Source organism: Pseudoalteromonas sp. 4NS20-0020, from assembly GCF_057554385.1.
The window spans coordinates 160,352-182,230 of record NZ_BAAJMI010000006.1 but is presented as its reverse complement, the minus strand read 5'-3'; the positions used below and the strand labels follow the sequence as shown (position 1 = coordinate 182,230).

The window sequence follows — 21,879 nt, the reverse complement described above, 5'->3', positions numbered from 1 at the left end:
CACTCCTCACTAACTTTATTCGCTAAATCAGTTAAAATATCATTGAGCAAACCGCCAAGCACTGGCAGAATTGCCCTTTTTTTACCTTAACCTAAAAAGTGTATCAGCAACTATGGCAAACTTAGATCAAAGTAAGTGGTTTACTGAAATTAGCGACCGCGACGGCAGCGCATTTTCATTACGCATTAACAAAAAGTTAGATGAAAAACAGTCTCCTTTTCAAAAAGTAGAAATGTTCGAAACCACAGACTTTGGTAATTTAATGATCATCGACGGTTGTACCATGGTATCAACCCGCGAAAACTTTTTTTATCATGAAATGATCAGCCACCCTGCACTTTTAGCACACCCAAATCCTAAAAATGTGGTTATTATTGGCGGCGGCGACTGCGGCACGTTACGTGAAGTATTAAAACACCCTGGCGTAGAAAACGTAACGCAAATTGACATAGACGAAGTAGTCACGCAAATGTCGTTAAAATATTTCCCAGAGCTATGCGAGTCTAATAACGATGCACGCGCTACAGTTATGTTTGATGATGGCATTATGTACATGCGTGAAGTGGCTGGCGAGTCTATCGACGTGGTTATTGTTGATGGCACCGACCCAGTAGGCCCAGGTGAAGGTTTATTTAACCATGCGTTTTACACTAGCTGCTTAAACGCACTTCGCCCTGGCGGTATTTTAGTGCAACAAAGCGAATCGCCACTTATGCATATGCCACTACTGGTTGAAATGCGTGAAGCGATGTTAAGCGTTGGTTTTAACGATTTACAAACATTGCCATTCCCTCAGCCTATTTACCCAAGTGGTTTATGGTCGGTAACACTTGCTCGTAAGTCTGAAGCATTTAATGGTTTTAGAGAAGACGGCGCAGCACATGTTGCAACGCAAAGTGAATACTACAACAGTGGTATTCACCATGGGGCTTTAGCAACACCTAACTTTATGAAACGCGCGTTTGATAAAAAATAATAAGTGTTAATATTCTACAAAGGGAGCTCTACACGCTCCCTTTTTGTTACTTTAAACCTTAAACCGGTTAACTAATCGATTAAGCTCGTCTGTTAACTGCTCCATTTTATTTGATACATCTTGCGTTGTGCGCGCCAGCGCTCCACCCTCTAAGGTTTGATCGTTAAGTGATGATAAGTTATGGCTTATTTCATCAGAAACCGTTGTTTGCTCTTCGGTAGCTTGCGCAGTTTGCATAGCCATATCGTTTACTTTAGTAGATGAACTTTGCATGGCATTGAGTATATCGTTAGTTTGCGAAAACGACTCCACAGCATCATCTGCAAATTGCTTACTCTCACCTATGGCATTAATCGACTGCGATACACTCGATGCAAACAACTCAATCATTTGTTGAATATCATTGGTACTATCTTGTGTGCGCGTAGCGAGCGTCCTTACTTCGTCAGCCACAACCGCAAAGCCTCGTCCGTATTCGCCAGCACGTGCCGCCTCTATTGCTGCATTAAGTGCTAATAAGTTTGTTTGTTCTGCTATGGCACGAATCACCTCTAAAACTTTGGCGATGTTGTCAGAACTTTGTTGCAGCTCAGTAGAGCGCGCCATAGCTTGCTCCATGTTGCTAGAAAGAGAGGTGATTCGCGAACTAGAATTAGCCACCGCACTAAGCCCTTGTTGCGCTAGTTTTAACGAATTATCGGCTTCGCTTGATGACTGCTGTGCAACCCCTGCAACCTCTTTGCTAGCAGTGCTCATTTCATGTACTGCGCTTACAATAGATTCCGACGCTTGCCCTAAGGCTTGGTTTACACTGTTATTTTGGGTGGCCACTTTGCTAAGCTCAACACCTAAACCATTTAACTCTTTAGATTGCTCTAATATATCGCGTATTAATTGCTGTAAATTATCTAAAAAAGTATTAAATTCGGTGGCTAAGTCAGAAAACTCATCTTTAGACGTTACTTGTATTCGGCCAGTTAAATCGCCATCTCCTGAGGCAATATCACTAATACGCTTAGTTACATAATTAATTTGGCGAGTAAGTTGTTTAGGTACACTGTAACTAAACCAACTCGCTGCAATTAAAATAATAGTAACCACTGTCAGCATCATCATTTTTGTTGAAATGATATTAGATGAAAGCGTGATGATTTCTTGCTCCGAGGTTTTTTCAGCCAGCTCACCGGCTTTATCAAGCTTAATCCTTAAAGTGGCAAATGCTTGCTCCGAATTCTTTTGTTTAGCTTGGCTATTTTTATCAGCCATGTAGCTTTTTGACGCTGCAAGCCAAGCATTAAAGTCGTTTTCAAAGCCATTTAGCTCTTTAGCTATACTGGGGTAATCTTTCATTAAAGATAAATACTGATTAAGTTTATCAGTAACTTGCATTGCATTTTCTTCGTGCTCTGCCTGGTACTCTTCTGTATTTTTTGAATTAGTTACTAAATTTAATTCGGCCACTTTAGCTTGGTATAGGTCGCGGTCTGCGTTTAAAGCAAGAGACAGCGCCTTAATAAACTTTTCAGACTGCACATCAAGTGCATTTTTTTGTAAGGTTATTAAGTAGGTATACCCCACAATTAACGAGAGTATGGCAAGTCCTAATACAACAATAGGAAACGACACTTTAACGCGAATACTATGCAAATTCATTTTATCACCCTACAAGGCCCTAAACGCCTCTTACAAATTAAACCTAAAATTGCAGTAGGTTGATAAAACCTAAAACTTCCATTGCGTGTTAATCATTACTTGCTGCTGCGAAGCTCGCTGCTGCAGCCCCATTGCAGCTCTATTGTCTACAAAACTTTTTAGTGCTGAGCCTTCAATACCAATTTGACCATGTTTGCTAAACGCGTAACGCCAAGAGGCTGTTACCCCTTCGCCATTGCTTGCATTTGGGTCAAATACCGTCGTGTCGTTATCGGTTACTTTAAAGTAATCGTACCGCAACGATACTCTATGCTTACCCTCTTTATGGCTTAGCATTAAATAATGGCTGTAAAAGTCGTTATCTATTAATTTGCTATGCCCCATTTCGGTTTTACCGCTTAGTACCTGTGTTATAAAACGCGTTTTATTATTAAATTTATATAACCATGCAGCACTGGTAAAACGTGTATTCCATGCATATTGCCCTGAGCTAATGTTCAGTTTAGTTGGATCGCCATTATTGTCGTAATAATAAATTCTAAATTGTGATTGTTTTAAATAATCCCAGTGAACACCAAGGTAATAACCAAAGCGTCCATCAACTTCTTCAAATGGTAAAACCTGATTTGCCTGCCAACGCAATGCATATTCGCTAAGTGCTGCAACGGGTGCAAACCTAATACCTTCGTTAAATGTAGTTTGTCTGTCGTGCATGGCAAAGCCACGCCAAGATAGTAACGTGCCTGTAGGGTCGTTACCTTTAAATGTTGCACCCACTAAACTAAAACTATGCGGGCTGTTAAAACGTTTAGCGGGGCGTTTTATTGTTACCTCTGCGCCAACGGTTCTAAGCTCTTCACCTATCCAACTATTAATTGCTGAATTGGTATAGTTGTAAGGAGATGTCCAGCCAATATCTGGGTTCTCTAACGACATTAGTGGATAAAACCCACCCACTCGTACATGCCACTTATAAGCGCTACTAGTTAATGGTTTATATGTAAAATAGGCTTGTGTTAAACCTAAACCTAAACCTACATCAGGGTCCTGATTAACGTTTAACACCCCATGAGCAGACCAACTTGCTGCTAAATCGGCGCGCACGTCAATAATACCTTGCGATAATAAAACCCCATCGCTTTTAGCATCGTGTCGGTATAAGCCGGTGCCTCCTTCTTGAAAACTTTTTAGCGTATCACCTTGAACTGCACGCACTTGTAGCAGCCCCTTAACCTGTGCACTGATTGACGCGCTAAATAAAAGCACACCACTCACAACCGCATATTTGAGCATGTGGTTAATAATCATCAAATTCATCCGTAGCAAAATCAAACTGCTCGGTTATGGCTTGCTTCACTTTATAAATAAATGGAGCTTGCCCTATGGTTACTTTTTTAGACTCAACATGGCTTATATCGCCAAACCCTGAATGCCAAACATTAAGTGTGTACTCACCTGGCTCTGCGCTTAAATTTACATGTCCGCTGTTATCGGTAATAGCAAAAATAGGGCTATCAACAACCACAATATAACCAAGCATCCAGTCATGAATATTACATCCCAACTCAACAACACCGGTTTGATCAAACACTAATGGCGCCTTGGGTTGTTCCTTATATAACTTTAATTCGAACGTTTTTGCCTCAGAAAACGAATACACATGATGCAAAATTGAATCGGCGTTCGGAAATTCCACTTTTGTATTTTGTGGTACAACTAAAATACGCGGCGTAAACTCCCTATCTTTTTGCACCATAGAATAAAGTGTATCTGCTTGGCTGGATTGACTAGAAAGCACCTCAGAAGTCAGCCACACCACGGCATCAGCCATAGGCTCATTTTTATTATTGTTAACCGTGATAGAAACCGCTTGTGCCTGCCAAGTTAATAACATGACTATAATTAACGTTAAATATTTGAACATCATCTTACTATTCTTATTTTTCAAATTATTTACAGTATAGACCTATTAGATTACTTATTTCTTTCTATTTTATTGATAAATGAATACGTATGTAGATATTCGTATTTGTTAACAACAGCCTTTATTCTGATAAGTCACACTGACACAGTAAGGATCTCTTAAATGAGAACATCAGCACTTTTGCTTTTCGCTTTTTCGGGCAGCTGTTTTGCACAAACAGCCACATTACAATCGCCCAACGGCAATATTAAAATAACTATTTCTGACGAATTAACAACCCCAAGCTATTCAATCGACTTTAAAAACAAACCGGTTATTAATAGCTCCGCGCTAGGGTTTAAATTTAAACGACAAGCCCCTATTAGCGAAGGTTTTAAAATAACCCACACACAACAAAACACACAAAACACCCAGTGGCAACAGCCCTGGGGCGAGCGACAAACCGTTACCGACAACCATAACGAAGTTGCTGTTACATTTAAAAAACCACAAGGCGGCGTATTTACCATTAAATTTAGAGCGTTTAACAACGGTGTAGGGTTTAGGTACGAAATACCTAAACAACCCGGTTTTGAAAATATAGAAATCACAAAAGAACTTACCGAATTTGCCATTGCCAACAGCCAAAGTGCAACAGCGTGGTGGATCCCAGCCCGAGGCTGGAACCGTTACGAATATGTTTATAACACCACCCCAGTTAACGACGCGCCCTTAGTACACACCCCTTTTACATTTAAAAATAAAGAGGGCGTACACGTTAGCATTCACGAAGCAGCCCTTGTCGATTATGCAGGTATGACCCTTAACCAGCGTCGACCAGGTGTTTTTCAAGCCGATTTAACACCATGGTCTGACGGCATTGCAGTAAAAAAGCAAGGCGCATTTAATACACCGTGGCGTACTATTCAAATAGGCAGCAAAGCGGTCGACCTGATTAACTCGGATATTATTTTAAACCTTAATGAGCCAAATAAATTAGGTGATGTTTCGTGGGTAAAACCGGGTAAATACGTCGGTATTTGGTGGGGTATGCATATAAATACGCAAACATGGGGCAGTGGTGAAAAACACGGTGCTACAACTCAAACAACCAAATACTACATGGACTTTGCCGCAGAGTATGGCTTTGACGGCGTGCTAGTAGAAGGATGGAACATAGGCTGGGATGGCGACTGGTTTTTTAATGGCGATGTGTTTAGCTTTACACAACCCTACGACGACTTTGATATTGAGGAGCTTACCCGCTACGGTAAGCAAAAAGGGGTGCAGTTAATTGGCCACCACGAAACCTCGGGCAATGTAACTAACTATCGCAATCAAATGGAAGATGCCTTTGCCCTATACGAAAAGTCAAACGTAAGCCAAGTTAAAACGGGCTATGTGGCCGATGGCGGAAACATAAAACGCATAGATAAAAACGGCATTGCCCGCCATGAGTGGCACGACGGCCAATTTATGGTTAACGAATACCTTTATAACGTAAAGCTCGCTGCTAAACATAAAATTAGTATTAACACTCACGAACCTATAAAAGACACGGGCCTGCGCCGTACCTACCCCAACTGGATTGCGCGCGAAGGCGCACGTGGGCAAGAGTTTAATGCATGGGGCACACCGCCTAACCCGCCAGAGCATATCCCTATGCTTGCGTTTACCCGTATGCTGGCAGGACCAATGGATTTTACTCCCGGTATATTTGATATGGGCTTTAATGGCTTAGGCGATGATACAAACCGCCCACAAACAACGCTTGCCAAGCAACTTGCACTTTATGTTGTGCTGTATAGCCCGATTCAAATGGCTGCCGACCTACCTAAAAACTACTTAGCTAAACCCGATGCTTTTCAGTTTATTCAAGATGTACCAACCGATTGGCAGCAGAGTATTGCGCTTGATGGCGAGGTGGGCGACTTTATTGTATTCGCTCGTAAAGAACGAAAACGCGATAAATACTCAGGAAACGATTGGTACTTAGGTGCAGTGACTGACGAAAAAGCCCGCACCATTGAGGTAAAACTCGACTTTTTAGAAAAGGGTAAAAAGTTTGAAGCGCACATATACCAAGACGGTAAAAACGCTGAATGGAAAAACAAGCCGTATGATTTAGATATCGAAAAGCGCGTAGTTAGTGCAAACGATAAGCTAACTTTAAAACTAGCAACAAGCGGCGGCACTGCCATCCGCTTTAAAGCACTTTAAGCTTCACGGTTATATCAGTTTTACAGATATTTAAGTGTTACAAATAGCAAACTCTGCACAGGTTACTGTGCAGAGTTTTGTATTTTTATAGGCAGATAAATTTGTGCACTTAAGCCGCCTTCAGGTCGGTTTTCAAGTTTTACTTTGCCGTCGTGCATATCAACAATGCGCTTAATAATGGCAAGGCCTAGGCCACTGCCTTCACTACCTCGTGCAGCATCACCTTGTTTAAACGGTTCAAATACCGACTCTAATTCACTTTCAGGAATACCTGGACCATTATCGTTTACAGCAATGACCACGTATTTTTTATTGGAGTTATAATAACTAAGTACCTCTATATCGCCGTCAGAATAACGAATGGCATTTTCAATCATATTAGTTACAACACGCTTTATAGCCACGCTGCTGAGCGGAATACTCTCTATACTTGGGTTACTTTTAAAGGTTATAGAACGCTGATGCTTTAACTCGCAATTAACGACTTCACCCACTAACGCGTTTATATCTTCACAACTGAGTTCTTCGCGTTTGTGGTGACGTAAATATTCAATAAACTGATCGATAATACCGTTCATGTCTTCAATGTCGTAAATAATCCCTTCGCGAAGATACTCGTCTTGGTCGCTCATCATCTCGGTTGCTAAACGAATACGTGTGAGTGGTGTGCGTAAATCGTGAGATACACCCGCCATAAGTAAACGCCGGTCGTTTTCAAGGGCAGCGATACCGCGCGACATTTGGTTAAACGCACGCGTTACTTCGATTACTTCGGTAGAGCCTTCCTCTTCTAACTTGGTGCTAAAATCGCCTTTACCTACTTTTACTGCCGCTTGTTGCAGTGCTTTAAGCGGGCGGTTTAGGTGGCGTGCAAATAACCAACCACCTAGTACACTCAAAAAGCCAATACTTGATAAGTAAAACGTTAAAAATTCGAGGTTGTTTTCTTGATACCCTGAAAGCGGAATTTTAACCCAATAGCCAGGCGCTTGCGGGGCCTCTATCCAGTAAACAAGCGGGCCAGTTTGCGTAATACGCACCCGCGCCGAGCCATTTAGTTGCGCAGACATACTACGTGAAAGCATGGGGTATTCACGGGTTTGACCAAGCCCTTGGCGCATGGCTTCGCGCTGGGTCATGACATCAATACCGGTTATTTCAAAAAACTTTTCTGATAAGTCGTCGTTTATTTCTATACCGTCTTCCCAGTCAATAAAAACGGTTTTAACTTGCTTAGCAAGCATTAAGTTAACTTGCTCTATAGTGGGTTTTACAACATATAAACTAACTGTTACGTAAGATACAACTTGGTTTATAAGTAATAACGCCGCTACCAAAAATACAGTTTGCCCAAACGCGCTACGTGGAAAAAATCCCATAAAACTACTTTTCACCGTCAGGAACAAACACGTACCCTAATCCCCACACGGTTTGAATATAACGCGGATTAGCCGCATCTATTTCAATCATGCGGCGAAGACGCGACACTTGCACATCAATACTGCGCTCTAGGGCACTGTAATCTCGGCCACGCGCTAAGTTCATGAGTTTATCGCGGCTAAGCGGCTCTCTTGGGTGTGACACAAGCGCTTTAAGTACGGCAAACTCGCCGCTGGTTAGCGATATTGTTTTATCGCCTTCGCTCATTTCACGAGTGGCTAAATTAAGCGTAAATTTACCAAAGGCAATTAGGTTTTCTTCTGCGGCGGGCGCACCTGGCACTTCTTTAGCGCGGCGGCGTAATATGGCTTTAATGCGCGCAAGTAACTCACGAGGATTAAATGGCTTTGGAATGTAATCATCTGCGCCAAGCTCTAAACCAATGATACGGTCGACTTCGTCACCTTTTGCGGTGAGCATAACAATAGGGATTTCGTTTTCTTTTTGGCGTAACCTACGGCAAATAGATAAGCCATCTTCACCGGGAAGCATTAAGTCGAGCACCATTAAGTGAAAGTTCTCGCGCTCTAAAAGCCTATCCATTTGCTCTGAGTTTGCAGCGGTTCTTACAATAAAACCTTGCTCTACTAAATAACGCTCCAATAAGCTACGTAAGCGCATATCGTCGTCTACAACCAATACTTTTGTCGTTTCGTGTCCCATTACCTGTTTCTTATTTTTATATCCAATTAAGTATTAATATAAATGAAAAACCAAATAATCAAAAACTAATTACGGCCTTAGATTGTTACTGAACATTTCAAACAACAATAATGGCTGCTTTAAACACTTTAAGCTCGACAAATTTTTCTAAGTTTATTACCGTGCCCATCATTGAAGCTAATAATTAAAAGTCGATGAAAACAAATTTAATTACCCGTGAAGGCTATTTGCAACTGCAACAAGAACACGACCACCTGTGGAATGTAAAACGCCCTGAAGTAACAAAAATAGTCAGCTGGGCAGCAAGCTTAGGCGATCGCTCTGAAAACGCCGACTATCAATATAATAAGCGATTGCTGCGCCAAATAGACCGACGCGTTCGTTATTTACGAAAGCGTATTCCCGATTTAAATATTATTGATTACTCCCCCGTGCAAGACGGAAAAGTATTTTTTGGCGCGTGGGTCGAAATAGAAAATGAGCAAGGCGACATAAAAAAGTTCAGAATTGTGGGCCCAGACGAAATTTACGACAGAAAAGACTATATTTCTATCGACTCACCCATGGCCCGGGCACTGATTAAAAAACAAGTTGATGACGATTTTGTAGTAATGACACCGCAGGGAAAAAAAGAATGGTACATAAACTCAATTGAGTATCAAAAAACGGCTAAGTAGTATTTGATTCAGATCATATTAACTTTTGATTGTTTAAATTATCGCATTAGGCTATATATAAATAGCTCGCACATAATTTTAATGTGAGATTAGCAAAGGTTGTAATGGTTATGTCAAACGTAGTACAGCGCATATTTAGTAATGCCGTATTGTTTGCACTTTTTATGAGTGTGAGTTTGACTTTGCATGCCAGCAACCAACACACCAACCTAGAACACCCAACCGTTTTAAATAATTTAATTGCCTTGGATATTCCCGATCAGGCAACTCCTGACTTTGACGAAGATTCATTTGTTGATGTCACTTCCCTTAAGGCAGCTCAACCACTCCCTAAAGGCGCTCACTCTTTTTACAAGAGTTCATCTTTTAGCAGACCGTTTAGCACTGCGTACCAACGTGGACCCCCTGTTATTTAATTTAATTTATTACTTTCAATTTAATTAAATTTTTAACTAATAGGTGGATATTATGTCTAACTTTAAAGAATTACGTACCCAAAATATCTCTCATGGTGTTATTGCAAAATCATTTGCTGACAATCAACCGTTAATCGATTTGGCCTCACCCGCTTTAAAAATGGTGAATAACTTTACGCAAAAAACACCTGTTCGAGCACAGCACGAAACAACAATTGCTGAGGCCCTAAAACAAACGAGCAGCCAGCAGTCTGACTTTGTATTAGTAATGGATGACGACCACAAGCTAATAGGTATTGTTTCAAGTGCTGATTTACAAAGTGCTAAAATTACTATTATTGCTCAACGTTTAAATACACCGCGAAATGAAGTGAGCCTTCGCCATGTAATGACCCCAATAAACCAGCTAATGGGTGTCAGCATGCAAAGCTTAAGTTATGCCTGTGTGGGCGATGCTTTGCAAACAATGGAGCATCAAGGGGCGATGTTTTTATTAGTAACAACAGCCAATAACGAAATATGTGGATTAATTTCAGCTCGCCAAATTGCTAAAACATTGCATATTCCGCTGCACATTAGCCCAATTGCCACTTCGTTTAGCGACGTACTAGAAAGCGTAGACCACCCTCATTAGAGGTTGTTTTATCGCTTAACTATCTCAACCAAAGCAACCGTCTTAAAGCAAGTTAAATAGCTTGCTTTAAGAGCTTTTTATTACAACTTCATGTGATATTATTCAAGCAATTAGCCGACCCAGATATTTATTTCTGGTCTTATTTTTTGTTTAAAAAGGTTTTTGCATGAGCGATATCTCTGCACGTTTAGCCAGTGAGCTAAATGCACAACAACAACAAGTTGTTGCTGCAACAAAATTACTTGATGAAGGCGCAACTGTTCCCTTTATTGCCCGCTACAGAAAAGAAGTCACCGGCGGTTTAGATGACACTCAATTGCGCTTGCTAGAGCAGCGTTTATCTTACCTTAGAGAACTTGAAGAGCGTCGTAGCTTTATTTTGTCGACTATCGAATCTCAAAAGAAGCTCACCGCAGAGCTCAAAGCCGACATCACTAGCGCGCAAAGTAAAACAGAACTCGAAGATTTATATCTTCCATATAAAGCAAAACGCCGCACCAAAGGCCAAATAGCCATAGAAGCAGGTATAGAGCCCCTAGCCGATGCGTTATTTACCGACGCGAGCTTAAATCCTGAGCAACACGCTGAGCAGTACATTAATGCTGATAAAGGCTTTGATGACATAAAAGCCGTGCTTGATGGTGCTAAATTTATTTTAATGGAGCGTTTTGCCGAAGATGCAAAATTACTCGCTAAATTAAGAAGTCACATAAGCCAAAACGGTGCAATACAAAGCACGGTAATTAAAGGCCAAGAACAAGCGGGCACTAAATATCGCGATTACTTCGATCATCAGGAGCTACTTACTAAAGTTCCTTCTCATCGTGCATTAGCTATGCTGCGAGCTCGCAACGAAGGCATACTTCAATTAAATGTGAACCCAGAGCCAAGTTCAGAAAACCCTGCTCAACTTTGTGCAAATATGATTGCACAGCACTACCGCTTAAATATTACCGACCAAACAGCGAGTGCTTGGCTTTTAAGCGTGGTGCAATGGGCTTGGAAAATTAAGCTAGGTTTACACCTAGAAAACGAATTTTTTGCAGCCATGCGCGAAAAAGCAGAAGCAGGCGCTATTGATGTATTTGCTAAAAACTTAAAAGACTTACTAATGGCGGCACCTGCAGGTCCACGCACAACACTTGGTCTTGATCCCGGTTTACGTACCGGTTGTAAAATTGCTGTTGTAGACAGCACAGGTAAACTGCTAACTACGCAAACTATTTTCCCTCATGCCCCGCAAAATCATTGGGATAAGTCGCTGCGTACACTAGAGCAACTTTGCCGCCAACACAAAGTAGAACTTATTGCCATTGGTAACGGTACAGCGTCGCGCGAGTCAGACAAATTGGTTGCTGAGCTAATGAAAGCAAATACCGAGTTAAAACTTAATAAAATTATGGTGAGCGAAGCTGGCGCGTCGGTTTACTCAGCATCTGAATTTGCAGCTAACGAATTTCCTGACTTAGATGTGTCATTACGTGGCGCGGTATCGATTGCACGTCGCTTGCAGGATCCTCTTGCTGAACTTGTTAAAATAGAGCCTAAATCAATTGGTGTAGGGCAATATCAACACGATGTGTCGCAAAGCCAACTCGGACAAACACTTACAGCCGTTGTTGAAGACTGTGTAAACTCGGTAGGTGTTGATTTAAATATGGCGTCGGTTCCTTTACTTACACGCGTATCAGGATTAAACAAAACCTTAGCGCAAAACATTGTAAATTACCGCGATTCCAATGGATCATTTGCAAAACGTAGTGAGCTAAAAAAAGTAGAACGTTTAGGGCCAAAAGCATTTGAACAAGCAGCTGGTTTCTTACGAATTAACAATGGCAGCGACCCACTTGATAACTCATCAGTTCACCCTGAAGCCTACCCTGTTGTTAAGCAAATTTGCGAAAAAAACAACGCAGAAGTAACCACGTTAATAGGTAACAGCGAATTTTTAAACAAGCTCGTTGCTAACGACTACACCAACGAAAAGTTTGGTTTACCTACGGTTACCGATATTATTGCTGAACTTGATAAGCCGGGTCGCGATCCACGTCCAGAGTTTAAAACGGCTGAGTTTAAAGCGGGTGTAGAGAAAATAAGTGACCTAAAACCAGGTATGATTTTAGAAGGTGTTGTATCGAATGTTGCAAACTTTGGTGCGTTTGTAGATGTAGGTGTTCACCAAGATGGGTTAGTGCATATTTCGGCGATTACGAATAAGTTTATATCTGATCCTCGCGAAGTAGTTAAAGCGGGCGACATTGTAAAAGTTAAAGTAGTGGAAGTTGATGCCTCGCGTAAACGTATTAGCTTTACTATGCGTTTAAACGACGAAATAGACACCAGCAACAAGCCAGCCCCTGCTGCACAAAAACAACAGCCGCGCACTAACAATGCGCAACCAAAATCCGCTAAACCTAAACGCGATAGCGGTAATGCGGTTATGGGTAATGCGTTTGCCGATGCATTTGCGAATGCCAAAGTAAAAAAATAGCAGGCCATATAGCTTGTTTAGCTTTTAAGTAAAAATCGGAAAGCGCTCTACGCTTTAAAATAAAAAAACCGCGAAAGCGGTTTTTTTATTCAAATCAGTAAGCATTAAAAGCAATTTATTGAGGAGAGTTTAATATTCGGTGTTCAGGCTATTGCTAAGAGATTGCTGAAAAACCACTTTGTGTGGATGGCGAAGTTGCCATTTGATAAAAATTAGCAATTCGTCCTGCGCGTGCTTCCACGTCTGCATCTCGTGTTTGCTCTTCACTTTCTGCCGTTTTAGTTTCTTGAGTTTCACTACTTGTGAATGACGCTTTACTATTGTTTTCAGCGCTGTCGTCTTCATCATTTTGAGGCGCTGCAAGTTCAGCCTGAGCTGCTACCAGCTTTTGAGTCGCGTCTGCCGCTATTGACCGATCAGCACCCGAAGGCTCCGCTGGAGCTAGGGCTGCAGCTCTAACCGTTTGCATTTTTTCTATGGTTGCTTGGGGATCACCTGGTATTTCAGCAACGTCAATTTGTACCTCGCCGCCCACTGCATAGTTAGTGCCGTCAGGGCCACGTTGATATTCGTAACTTGGCGAACCCGCATATTTACCGCCTACAGAAGCATGAGCTTGTTCGTGAATACGCACTTCAGTATCGCGCGCTTTTAGCTCTTTTATTTGCAGCTGCTCTTGCTCTAAAACTTGCTGTTCTTGCTCAGACTCTTGTTGCTGCGCTTTTTGCTCTTCAGACTCCTCTGGGTTCTCGGCGTTTTCATCGTCGCGCGCTTGAACCACTTTTTCGTCAGCTAACTTACCCGATGCACTATACGTTGCACCCTCATTATTACCTGGTAATTTGGCTTTTTCAGCATCGCTTTGCGCTTTGGTTTCGGTATTACTTGCGCTATTTGCAGAAGGAGCAGGAATGACTTCCCGCAGTTGATTATCACGACGAGCGGTTTCCGTATAAACATTGGCTGTGTTTATATTAATTGATGGAAATGGCGTGACAATATTCATTAAATTACACTTTAATGTCGACTAACGTACCCAGTACGTCATCAGCTGTTTGAATTGTTTGCGCATTAGCTTTAGCGTTAAATTCTTCAACTTTTAGGTTAACAAGTGATTCGTCAATACGCGCTGGCTGAGCAACCGGCGCTGTTACTGCTTCGTCCGGCGTTGCTGCAACTAACTGTCGCTGTTGTGCAAGTTGCGCATCGTCTTGCTGTTCTATACTGGCACGGTTGATTTCTGCGCTGGCCTTTTCAATACCTTGGCTTGCACGGTTAAACCCTTCAACACCATTATTAAATACAGATCCGATTGACATGGTAAACCTCCACCACTTAAATATTGTTTAATTATCGCTCAGTTTGTGCGCAAAATAAAGCTTTACGGGGCGCAATTATCGTCGCATTTTTAAAGCATTGATTTAACGATAGATAAAAACTCATTTTTGTGAGAAATAAACGGAGCATGAGATGCTTTATCTATTACTTGGTATTCAAACTCAGAATTTAGTACTGACATTTTAGCTATTGCTTTATACGGCACTAAAGCATCTAAGCGACCAAATACACCCATAATTTTTACCGGACACGTTGCAAATAAATCGCGTAAATCATTATTTTGTAAAATATCTAAACCGGCCGCTAACGCCTCACTGTTGGGTGCTGAATATTGATTTAACAATTGTTTAAGCTGCTTTATGTCATCTCTCGCTGACTCACTTCCCATAGCCTGAATAGCCAAAAAGCGCTCAATGGTTTTTTCTCTGTGATTAACCAATTGGTCTTTAAACTGAGTTAGTACTTTTTCACTAATTCCCGGCCATTCACCCTGCTCTGCAAAATAAGGTGTCGATGCGACTAAAATAACCTTCGATACTTTTTCAGGCCAATGCTTTGCAATGTATAGAGCAAACAAACCACCTAAAGACCACCCCATTAAAATAGAATGAGGTTTTAACTGTTGGCTTAATTGCATAGCGGCATCATGCAAATTATACGGGGTTGGTAATGTGGTTGCGCTATTACCAAACCCAGGTAAATCAAGGCTACGTACTTGTCCTGTATATAAGTTTTCAAGCTCTGGCTGTATAAGTTGCCAAACGCCTTGATTCATTCCCCAACCATGTAAAAGTACTAACTCTTTTTGCATATTTGCTTATTCTTAACCAAACTTAGGCTCATAATAACGTTTAAAAAGATGATTGCAATGGAAGGCACTATCTCATGAAAGGTCTGTTTAACTGGCTGTTCCCGTCGTATTGCGTACAGTGCAAAAGCCCTGTAAGTGCAAGCCTAGGTTTATGTGAATATTGCTTAGAAGATTTAGCATTAATAGATGTAACTAAACACCCAAATTTACTTCACCGACCCGATATTGTTGATATGTTTCCTAACTGCGAATTTGACAGGTTATTTGCTTGCGCTTTTTACCGCCCTCCATTTGAGCAGTGGCTAACCCAACTTAAATTTAGTAACCAAATACATTACAAAAAAGCACTTCAGCAGGTTGTACACAAGCAGCTCGATATGTTTTTTAAATACAGCACGCAATCTCCTGATTTATTTATAATTTTACCTTTGCATAAAAGCCGATTTTTAAAGCGAGGTTTTAATCAAGTAAGCCAAGTATGGCACCCTTGTTTGTGCTCTCGCGTTGTTTTAAATAATGCGCTTATCCGTAATAAAAAAACCCATGCGCAATCGCAGCTCACTAAAGCAAAACGTATTAAAAATCTAACCAATGCATTTATATGTACTGAAAATATGAGCGGTAAAACAGTCGCTATTGTTGATGACATTATGACAACCGGCGCAACATTAAATGCCGCAACTCAGGCTTTAAAGAAAGCCGGCGCTAAACAAGTGTGGGCATTCACAACCTGTTTAACGCCAATTTAGTTAATTTATGTTACTGACCACTTGCGCGGAATGTATGGCCTAAAAACAGTGCATTGCTAAGCAATCGACTTGTACCATACCAGTAACCTCTAAATACGGGGTTGTCAGTCATAGCAATAACACTGCCGCGTCCGTACGAATGTGCTATTAAACCAGCGCCTTCAGCTACTTGTTCTACATTTACAGAGTCAGTAAAGCCAGCTAACAACGGGCGTTTTGTGTAGGTTAGTACATTTACAAAAGGGGCATCTGACGCTTCAAGTAACCATGTACTGTTTTTAAATACCGGTAAGGTGTCGCGCGTGAGTGAGAAAGTTAATGGGTGTGTTAAATCCACGCTAGTGTTAAAAATAGCCCCAGCAATACGCTGACGCCCCGCTAGATTATCTTTATCGCCATAGCTTAGGCCTTCAGTTTTGAAAGCACCAGCTAAATCCTGTCGCGATAAATAATTTGCTTTGAGTAGTTGCTGGTCGACTAAAAATTTAGCGCCGCCTTTGTGGCCCCAAATAACACCGCCTTTTCTTACCCAGCTTTTAATCGCTACTTTTTCTGCATCTGTTAAGCTATTGTAATTGCCGTGGGCCAACACAATATGGCTATAATCACTGAGCTCAAGTGAACTTAAACGCGTCATTTCAACAATTGTGGGGGCAACACCTACAAACCTATCTAGGTAATACCACACTTCACCTACTTCGTACTGGCTAGTGCCTTGGCCGCCAATAAGTAAAACCTTGGGTGCTTTAACAACTGCCATAGAGCGTGAACCTAAATCAGCACCTTTACTGGTTAAGCCTGTTGTAATAGGTTTTATGGCAATACCAAATTCACTTTGCGCAGTGTTTAACAAAGAAATCCAGTTTTGCTGTGTTTGTAAACCAGCCGGAATAATAATACTCCCTGGCTCAAAATTTATGTCGCCCGCGCTCGATTTTGCCGTTAAGGCGCTCAATGCCACGCGTGCTTTTATACCTTGCTTTAATAATGTATTTAGCATTTTAGGCGCTAAGTAGTCGTCCCATGCAAAACCAAATGCATACGCTGACTCTAAACTTGTTAGGGGTGCTTTAGGTGCTTTATTCCAAGGTGTGTCTGCAACGTCTAGCCCCCAGTTACTTTTTACTTTTGCAAAGGGTAGATTGAATGCATGCGCTAATGTCCAACCAGATACATCGTAAAATGTATTGTCTGCAAAGTTTTTTTGCTCGCTAAATATCGCTTTAACTAAACGATATTGAGGCTGCGCTAAAGGCACATAATAGCTGTTGGTGGTAAAGTTTACGCCACCTGCTTTTAGTGGTTTAGTAAGTTCAAATGCCTTTATTTTATGTTGCTCTAATAGCGCTAAAAAGTCAGTAATTCGGGTGCTGTCTTTTGCACCTTCAACAACATAACCTGCAAAGTTTTCGTCACCTGCAAGCTCTGCGGCTTGATCATAAAATTTAGCTTGGTAGTCAAGCAATGCTTGACGGTTTTCAACCGCCGCTTTAAAGGTAGATAAGCTCGTTAATAACTGATTTTTTATAGTAAATGGAAACGTTAAAGGGCCATTAATGGTCTCTTGTATATGGCCTCGAGAGCTTGCTTGCTCAAACAAAATACCTATACCCCCGTTCACGTCTGGGTAAGTTGAACCTTTACCGTAGTAAAAATCGTCAAAACTTTCTTCTGTAAAATACAATGCATTATTTTCATCCAATGTTTTGGCATGATAATTAGCAATTGCTTTGGTTAATGTTACGTTTTCAATTGGCGTAATTGGGTGCTTTCTACTTGGAATACCCGGCTGAAAAAAGTAGCTGCTGTTTGGGCCCATTTCATGAAAGTCGGTGAGTACATTTGGTTTCCACTGATGAAATTTTGCAATACGCGCACGCGACTCAGGGTGCTGTAGTAATAGCCAATCTCGGTTTAAGTCAAACCAATAATGATTAGTACGGCTGCTTGGCCAGTTTTCGGTATGCTCTCGAGTTTTAGGATCTGACGATAAATTCATGCCGCGATTACTGTTTGCCCAATTAGCAAAACGTGCAAGTCCGTCGGGGTTTAATGAGGGGTCGAGCAAAATAACGGTATTGTTTAGTAGGTTATTTATTTCATCGCCTTGTGCTGCAGCTAAGTAATAAGCCGTTAAAAGCGATGCATTGCTACCCGATGATTCGTTACCGTGCACACTGTAGCCCATCCATACGACTGCAGGTTCATCTTTTGCTTTTTTGCTGTTATTACCCAAACGAGCCAAGTGCGCTTGGCGTATTTGCTCTATTTGAGTTAATTTATTTGGCGCTGTAACCGTTAGCATTACCAGTGGTCGTTGCTCATGTGTGCGGCCAATTATCTCAAAGTTTATTCTGTCGCTCTTTTGAGCAAGTACTTCCATGTAGCGCACGAGTTGGTCGTGCCTTACATGCCACTCACCTACTTGATAACCCAATACTTCTTCTGGCGTAGGAATGGCTGGGTCGAATACAACATCGTCTTCAAAATAGTATGAAAGCGGTTTTGCTACACTTGAAAAGCTCAGCATTACCACCATTATTGTTATTAATAAACGCATATAGATCACTCTAAAAATGTTTGTTAATTGCACGCTAGCATTGCTTAAAATAGATGCCAACTTTTTACGCTCAACACTAGCCGCAACACGATGAGCGGAGTATGATATGCAGTATCCGAGTAATTTAGTCAGGTATAAAGCCGTTTTTATGATTTCTATTTCCGAAACAGCGCAAGCACATTTTGCTAAACTATTAGCAGATCAATCACAACAGACCAATATTCGCGTTTTTGTTGTAAACCCTGGTACATCACAAGCCGAGTGTGGTGTTTCTTATTGTCCAGAAGACGCCGTTGAAGACAACGATATTCGCTTAAATTTTAACGGTTTTGATGCCGTTGTTGATGCTGAAAGTGCTCCTTTTTTAGAAGAAGCTGAAATTGATTTTGTTACCGACAAAATGGGTACTCAGCTAACGCTTAAAGCACCTAATGCAAAAGCACGTAAAATTGGTGATGATGCATCATTAAACGAACGTGTTCAGCACATGCTTGAAACAGAAGTAAACCCACAACTAGCTAACCATGGCGGCCAAGTAAGCCTAGTAGAGATTACAGCTGCTGGCGTTGCAGTGCTTCAGTTTGGTGGCGGTTGTAATGGGTGTTCTATGATCGATGTAACGTTAAAAGAAGGCATCGAAAAAGAAATGATAGCTAAGTTTGACGAGATCACAGGTGTTGCAGATATTACTGATCACGAAGCTGGCGAGCACTCTTACTATTAAGCCAAGTAAATGCTAAAGCCTCTTATATACCGCTTAGGGAGCAACCCTAAGCTGAGTTTAAAGCGGTTTTTTCGCGGCGTAGCACTGTTTGTGCTAGCCGTGATTTTTATTTTTGCGGGTTACTATAGTCATTACAGTTTGCAAATTATTGGCGTTTTAATTTTAATACCTGCGCTATTTTTTGCTTTTTGGGGCTACAGTGGCATTTTTGCCAATCGCTTTTCGCAAGTAATAAAAGAAATAGGGCCCAAACATCACGATCCTGATCTGTGGAAATAAGCCTTAATCTAGCAGCTGATTATTAGCTTTAAGCGTTTGATATTTTATTATTAATGTAACTCCACGCATTAGCATAAAGCAGCTCATCGCAAGCCATAGCCCATTATTTTGCCAATCATTAAATACCCAAAATACACCAAAAAACCCAACAGCTGCCGATAGCAACATACTATTTCGCATATCTTTAGCGCGCGTTAAACCAACAAATACACCATCAAATAAAAAGCAGCTCATTGCTAATAATGGCAAAGCAATTACCCATGGTAAATATTGCGTAGCCTCATTAATAACCTCAGGTACGTTGGTTAATAGCGTAATTATATAAGCGCCAAACACAGCAAAAAACACGCTATAAATCACGCCAAATAATATTCCCCAAAATACACTTATTTTTACCCACAGCTGTATTTTACTTACACTTTGCTGACCTTTAGCTTGGCCTACTTTAGCCTCACTTGCGTAAGCTATGCCATCCAGTGCAAAGCTGACTAACATTAAAAAGTTTAGTAATACTGCGTTCGCTGCAAGGGTTGTTTCGCCAATACGCGCGCCATAAAAAGTCATAAAGCTAAAACACAACTGAAGTATTAAAGAGCGAATGAAAATGTCGCGATTTAAACTCAATAACCCTGCCATTTTTTTAAAGCTAAACCAGTGCGGAGTACTTAACACTACACCTTGTTTTTTTGCGAGTTTAGTCACTAAAAACAGCGCGAATACCAGCGCAGTATAATCAGCGATTAACGATGCCCATGCCGCGCCTGCTACAGCCCAATCTAAAAAAACAACAAAATAAATATCAAGCACAATATTTACACTATTTGTTACCAACAATAAGTAAAATGGCCCTCGTCCATAATGAACGCCTAACATCCAACCCAATAAAACCAAGTTACATAGTGCCGCTGGCGCGCTAAAAATTCGAATACTAAAATAAGTATAGGCCTCGCTTAGCACGGCATTATTGGCGTCTGATAAAAATGCTATTGCGTGTTTTATTAAAGGAGACATAGCAATAAGAAATAATGCTACTATGCTGGCAAGTAATAGGCTTCGTTTGAGTAAAGCAGCTAATTGGGTTGAGTCATTTTGGCCATAGGCTTGTGCAACCATGCCGGTTGTGCTCATTCTTAAAAAACCCGCGAGCCAAAATAAAATGGAGATAACAGCTGAGCCCAACGCAATACCAGCCAAATAATGAGCACTGCCTAAATGGCCAATGACCGCGGTATCAACTATTCCTAACAGTGGCACGGTGATATTTGATAATATCATTGGTCCTGCTAACAACAGCAAGCTTTTATGGTGTGCTTTATTATGTATAAGAAATTGTTTCATTTAGTTTTATTGACTCTTATTGGGTTATCTTTACGTGCTCATGCAGGTGTTATTTTACAGTACCACCATGTAAGTGAAACCCTGCCGGCGGTTACGAGTGTGAGCGAAGAAACGTTTACAGAGCATCTAAACTATTTAAAAAATAATAATTTTAATGTTATTGCCTTAAATGAACTACTTGATGCTTTAAAACAAGGCCATACCTTACCTGATAAAACCGTCGCCATCACGTTTGATGATGGTTACAACAATAATTATGATCAAGCCGCTCCAATACTCGAAAAGTTTGGCTATCCATACACAATTTTTGTTAACCCTAAGCTCATAGATGAAGGTAAACGCTATGTGATGGGTTGGGATAAACTTAAAGAACTGAGTAAAAAAGGCGCACTTATAAGTAACCACACCGCACAGCATGACTATTTACATGTAAAACTTGACGGTGAAACTAACACGCAATGGAAAAAACGTATCACCCAAGATATTGTTCATTCACAACAACGTATAAAAGAGGAGATAGGCCACAACTATAAATATTTAGCTTACCCCTACGGAGAGTTTGATAACGAGTTACAAGCTTTAGTGACAGAGCTTGGCTATATAGGCATTGGCCAGCATTCTGGTGCTCTAAATAAACACGCTAACTTTAGTCGATTACCTCGCTTTCCTGCATCTGGCGTTTATAGCGACATAAAAACACTGGCAACCAAATTAAATTCTCAGGCATTTAATATTACTCAATTAAGCTATGAAAATAGCGTAACAACCCAAAACCCACCTGTGTTAACTATTGGGTTTGAAGTTGATGATTTTAACAAGTCTCAACTGGCTTGTTATGTGTCGGGGATTGGCAAAGCAAACTTGAACTGGGTGACTGATAATACGGTAGAGGTAACATCACCTAAAAAACTGAACAAAGGCCGTTCACGCTTTAATTGTACAGCGCCTTCAATTAAAAAACCGAACAGCTATTATTGGTTTTCTCAGCCTTGGGTTATTCAATAAAT

The 21,879-nt window shown here is 41.0% G+C and carries 20 protein-coding genes; 10 read left to right on the top strand and 10 right to left on the bottom strand.

Annotated features, from left to right (window positions below):
* Positions 1-112: 112 nt before the first annotated feature.
* Positions 113-976 (top strand): polyamine aminopropyltransferase, encoded by an 864-nt coding sequence (gene speE, locus AC27JL_RS16320; RefSeq protein ID WP_487196084.1) that lies wholly within the window; start codon positions 113-115, stop codon positions 974-976.
* A 51-nt stretch (positions 977-1,027) separates the two neighbouring features.
* Here the strand turns inward: speE and AC27JL_RS16315 are convergent, their stop codons facing one another.
* The 3 genes from AC27JL_RS16315 to AC27JL_RS16305 form a co-directional block, all read right to left on the bottom strand.
* Positions 1,028-2,629 (bottom strand): methyl-accepting chemotaxis protein, encoded by a 1,602-nt coding sequence (locus AC27JL_RS16315; RefSeq protein ID WP_487196083.1) that lies wholly within the window; start codon positions 2,627-2,629, stop codon positions 1,028-1,030.
* 69 nt (positions 2,630-2,698) lie between these two features.
* Complete coding sequence (locus AC27JL_RS16310; protein WP_487196082.1) at positions 2,699-3,937, bottom strand: hypothetical protein; 1,239 nt, start codon at positions 3,935-3,937, stop codon at positions 2,699-2,701.
* Positions 3,927-4,553 carry a methylamine utilization protein gene (locus tag AC27JL_RS16305; RefSeq protein WP_487196103.1) on the bottom strand — a complete coding sequence of 209 codons (627 nt, stop codon included), beginning with the start codon at positions 4,551-4,553 and terminating at the stop codon, positions 3,927-3,929. The genes AC27JL_RS16310 and AC27JL_RS16305 overlap by 11 nt, the downstream gene beginning before the upstream one ends.
* A 162-nt stretch (positions 4,554-4,715) precedes the next feature.
* On the opposite strand from AC27JL_RS16305, the gene AC27JL_RS16300 reads away from it, so the two are divergent.
* Positions 4,716-6,752: a glycoside hydrolase family 97 protein gene (locus tag AC27JL_RS16300; protein ID WP_487196081.1), complete on the top strand. Its 2,037-nt coding sequence runs from the start codon at positions 4,716-4,718 to the stop codon at positions 6,750-6,752.
* 62 nt (positions 6,753-6,814) lie between these two features.
* Here AC27JL_RS16300 and envZ read toward each other — a convergent pair whose 3' ends face one another.
* Positions 6,815-8,131, bottom strand: a complete 1,317-nt coding sequence (gene envZ / locus AC27JL_RS16295; protein WP_006793807.1) for a two-component system sensor histidine kinase EnvZ — start codon at positions 8,129-8,131, stop codon at positions 6,815-6,817.
* A gap of 4 nt (positions 8,132-8,135) precedes the next feature.
* The gene (gene ompR, locus AC27JL_RS16290; protein ID WP_006793806.1) at positions 8,136-8,855 is read right to left on the bottom strand and encodes an osmolarity response regulator transcription factor OmpR; all 720 of its coding nucleotides are present in this window, start codon (positions 8,853-8,855) and stop codon (positions 8,136-8,138) included.
* Positions 8,856-9,049: 194 nt separating this feature from the next.
* On the opposite strand from ompR, the gene greB reads away from it, so the two are divergent.
* The 4 genes from greB (at position 9,050) to AC27JL_RS16270 (ending at position 13,073) form a co-directional block, all read left to right on the top strand.
* Positions 9,050-9,532, top strand: a complete 483-nt coding sequence (gene greB, locus AC27JL_RS16285; RefSeq protein ID WP_058403604.1) for a transcription elongation factor GreB — start codon at positions 9,050-9,052, stop codon at positions 9,530-9,532.
* Positions 9,533-9,642: 110 nt separating this feature from the next.
* Positions 9,643-9,948 (top strand): hypothetical protein, encoded by a 306-nt coding sequence (locus AC27JL_RS16280; RefSeq protein WP_006793803.1) that lies wholly within the window; start codon positions 9,643-9,645, stop codon positions 9,946-9,948.
* Between the two features lie 52 nt (positions 9,949-10,000).
* Positions 10,001-10,582 carry a CBS domain-containing protein gene (locus tag AC27JL_RS16275; protein WP_487196080.1) on the top strand — a complete coding sequence of 194 codons (582 nt, stop codon included), beginning with the start codon at positions 10,001-10,003 and terminating at the stop codon, positions 10,580-10,582.
* 166 nt (positions 10,583-10,748) lie between these two features.
* Positions 10,749-13,073 (top strand): Tex family protein, encoded by a 2,325-nt coding sequence (locus tag AC27JL_RS16270; RefSeq protein ID WP_487196079.1) that lies wholly within the window; start codon positions 10,749-10,751, stop codon positions 13,071-13,073.
* 154 nt (positions 13,074-13,227) lie between these two features.
* On the opposite strand, the gene AC27JL_RS16265 is transcribed toward AC27JL_RS16270, so the two are convergent.
* The 3 genes from AC27JL_RS16265 to bioH all read right to left on the bottom strand — a co-directional run bounded on the left by AC27JL_RS16265 (position 13,228) and on the right by bioH (position 15,222).
* The gene (locus tag AC27JL_RS16265; RefSeq protein WP_248520106.1) at positions 13,228-14,079 is read right to left on the bottom strand and encodes a putative metalloprotease CJM1_0395 family protein; all 852 of its coding nucleotides are present in this window, start codon (positions 14,077-14,079) and stop codon (positions 13,228-13,230) included.
* A 4-nt stretch (positions 14,080-14,083) separates the two neighbouring features.
* The gene (locus AC27JL_RS16260; protein WP_006793799.1) at positions 14,084-14,392 is read right to left on the bottom strand and encodes a hypothetical protein; all 309 of its coding nucleotides are present in this window, start codon (positions 14,390-14,392) and stop codon (positions 14,084-14,086) included.
* An 89-nt stretch (positions 14,393-14,481) separates the two neighbouring features.
* A complete protein-coding gene (gene bioH / locus AC27JL_RS16255) occupies positions 14,482-15,222 on the bottom strand; it encodes a pimeloyl-ACP methyl ester esterase BioH (RefSeq protein ID WP_248520108.1) in 741 nt (246 codons plus the stop codon).
* A 74-nt stretch (positions 15,223-15,296) separates the two neighbouring features.
* Here bioH and AC27JL_RS16250 point away from each other — a divergent pair, with 74 nt between their 5' ends.
* Complete coding sequence (locus AC27JL_RS16250) at positions 15,297-15,971, top strand: ComF family protein (RefSeq protein WP_487196078.1); 675 nt, start codon at positions 15,297-15,299, stop codon at positions 15,969-15,971.
* Positions 15,972-15,981: 10 nt separating this feature from the next.
* Here AC27JL_RS16250 and AC27JL_RS16245 read toward each other — a convergent pair whose 3' ends face one another.
* Positions 15,982-18,531, bottom strand: a complete 2,550-nt coding sequence (locus tag AC27JL_RS16245) for a M14 family metallopeptidase (RefSeq protein ID WP_487196077.1) — start codon at positions 18,529-18,531, stop codon at positions 15,982-15,984.
* Between the two features lie 148 nt (positions 18,532-18,679).
* On the opposite strand from AC27JL_RS16245, the gene nfuA reads away from it, so the two are divergent.
* Together nfuA and AC27JL_RS16235 are read left to right on the top strand one after the other, a co-directional pair.
* Complete coding sequence (gene nfuA / locus AC27JL_RS16240) at positions 18,680-19,255, top strand: Fe-S biogenesis protein NfuA (RefSeq protein WP_006793795.1); 576 nt, start codon at positions 18,680-18,682, stop codon at positions 19,253-19,255.
* 9 nt (positions 19,256-19,264) lie between these two features.
* Positions 19,265-19,534: a hypothetical protein gene (locus AC27JL_RS16235; protein ID WP_006793794.1), complete on the top strand. Its 270-nt coding sequence runs from the start codon at positions 19,265-19,267 to the stop codon at positions 19,532-19,534.
* Positions 19,535-19,537: 3 nt separating this feature from the next.
* Here the strand turns inward: AC27JL_RS16235 and AC27JL_RS16230 are convergent, their stop codons facing one another.
* Positions 19,538-20,809 carry an MATE family efflux transporter gene (locus AC27JL_RS16230; protein WP_248520113.1) on the bottom strand — a complete coding sequence of 424 codons (1,272 nt, stop codon included), beginning with the start codon at positions 20,807-20,809 and terminating at the stop codon, positions 19,538-19,540.
* Positions 20,810-20,851: 42 nt separating this feature from the next.
* Between AC27JL_RS16230 and AC27JL_RS16225 the strand changes: the two genes are divergently transcribed.
* On the top strand, positions 20,852-21,877 hold the full coding sequence (locus AC27JL_RS16225) for a polysaccharide deacetylase family protein (protein ID WP_487196076.1): 1,026 nt from the start codon (positions 20,852-20,854) through the stop codon (positions 21,875-21,877).
* Positions 21,878-21,879: the final 2 nt, after the last annotated feature.

Bases quoted from the DNA above. Each gene is read 5' to 3' on its own strand.
- AC27JL_RS16250 (WP_487196078.1), top strand. From the start codon at position 15,297: ATGAAAGGTCTGTTTAACTGGCTGTTCCCGTCGTATTGCGTACAGTGC.
- AC27JL_RS16265 (WP_248520106.1), bottom strand. From the start codon at position 14,079: ATGAATATTGTCACGCCATTTCCATCAATTAATATAAACACAGCCAAT.
- AC27JL_RS16235 (WP_006793794.1), top strand. From the start codon at position 19,265: ATGCTAAAGCCTCTTATATACCGCTTAGGGAGCAACCCTAAGCTGAGT.
- AC27JL_RS16305 (WP_487196103.1), bottom strand. From the start codon at position 4,553: ATGTTCAAATATTTAACGTTAATTATAGTCATGTTATTAACTTGGCAG.
- AC27JL_RS16315 (WP_487196083.1), bottom strand. From the start codon at position 2,629: ATGAATTTGCATAGTATTCGCGTTAAAGTGTCGTTTCCTATTGTTGTA.
- AC27JL_RS16260 (WP_006793799.1), bottom strand. From the start codon at position 14,392: ATGTCAATCGGATCTGTATTTAATAATGGTGTTGAAGGGTTTAACCGT.
- speE (WP_487196084.1), top strand. From the start codon at position 113: ATGGCAAACTTAGATCAAAGTAAGTGGTTTACTGAAATTAGCGACCGC.
- bioH (WP_248520108.1), bottom strand. From the start codon at position 15,222: ATGCAAAAAGAGTTAGTACTTTTACATGGTTGGGGAATGAATCAAGGC.
- greB (WP_058403604.1), top strand. From the start codon at position 9,050: ATGAAAACAAATTTAATTACCCGTGAAGGCTATTTGCAACTGCAACAA.
- AC27JL_RS16270 (WP_487196079.1), top strand. From the start codon at position 10,749: ATGAGCGATATCTCTGCACGTTTAGCCAGTGAGCTAAATGCACAACAA.
- AC27JL_RS16300 (WP_487196081.1), top strand. From the start codon at position 4,716: ATGAGAACATCAGCACTTTTGCTTTTCGCTTTTTCGGGCAGCTGTTTT.
- envZ (WP_006793807.1), bottom strand. From the start codon at position 8,131: ATGGGATTTTTTCCACGTAGCGCGTTTGGGCAAACTGTATTTTTGGTA.
- ompR (WP_006793806.1), bottom strand. From the start codon at position 8,855: ATGGGACACGAAACGACAAAAGTATTGGTTGTAGACGACGATATGCGC.
- AC27JL_RS16280 (WP_006793803.1), top strand. From the start codon at position 9,643: ATGTCAAACGTAGTACAGCGCATATTTAGTAATGCCGTATTGTTTGCA.
- AC27JL_RS16245 (WP_487196077.1), bottom strand. From the start codon at position 18,531: ATGCGTTTATTAATAACAATAATGGTGGTAATGCTGAGCTTTTCAAGT.
- AC27JL_RS16310 (WP_487196082.1), bottom strand. From the start codon at position 3,937: ATGATTATTAACCACATGCTCAAATATGCGGTTGTGAGTGGTGTGCTT.
- nfuA (WP_006793795.1), top strand. From the start codon at position 18,680: ATGATTTCTATTTCCGAAACAGCGCAAGCACATTTTGCTAAACTATTA.
- AC27JL_RS16275 (WP_487196080.1), top strand. From the start codon at position 10,001: ATGTCTAACTTTAAAGAATTACGTACCCAAAATATCTCTCATGGTGTT.
- AC27JL_RS16230 (WP_248520113.1), bottom strand. From the start codon at position 20,809: ATGATATTATCAAATATCACCGTGCCACTGTTAGGAATAGTTGATACC.
- AC27JL_RS16225 (WP_487196076.1), top strand. From the start codon at position 20,852: ATGTATAAGAAATTGTTTCATTTAGTTTTATTGACTCTTATTGGGTTA.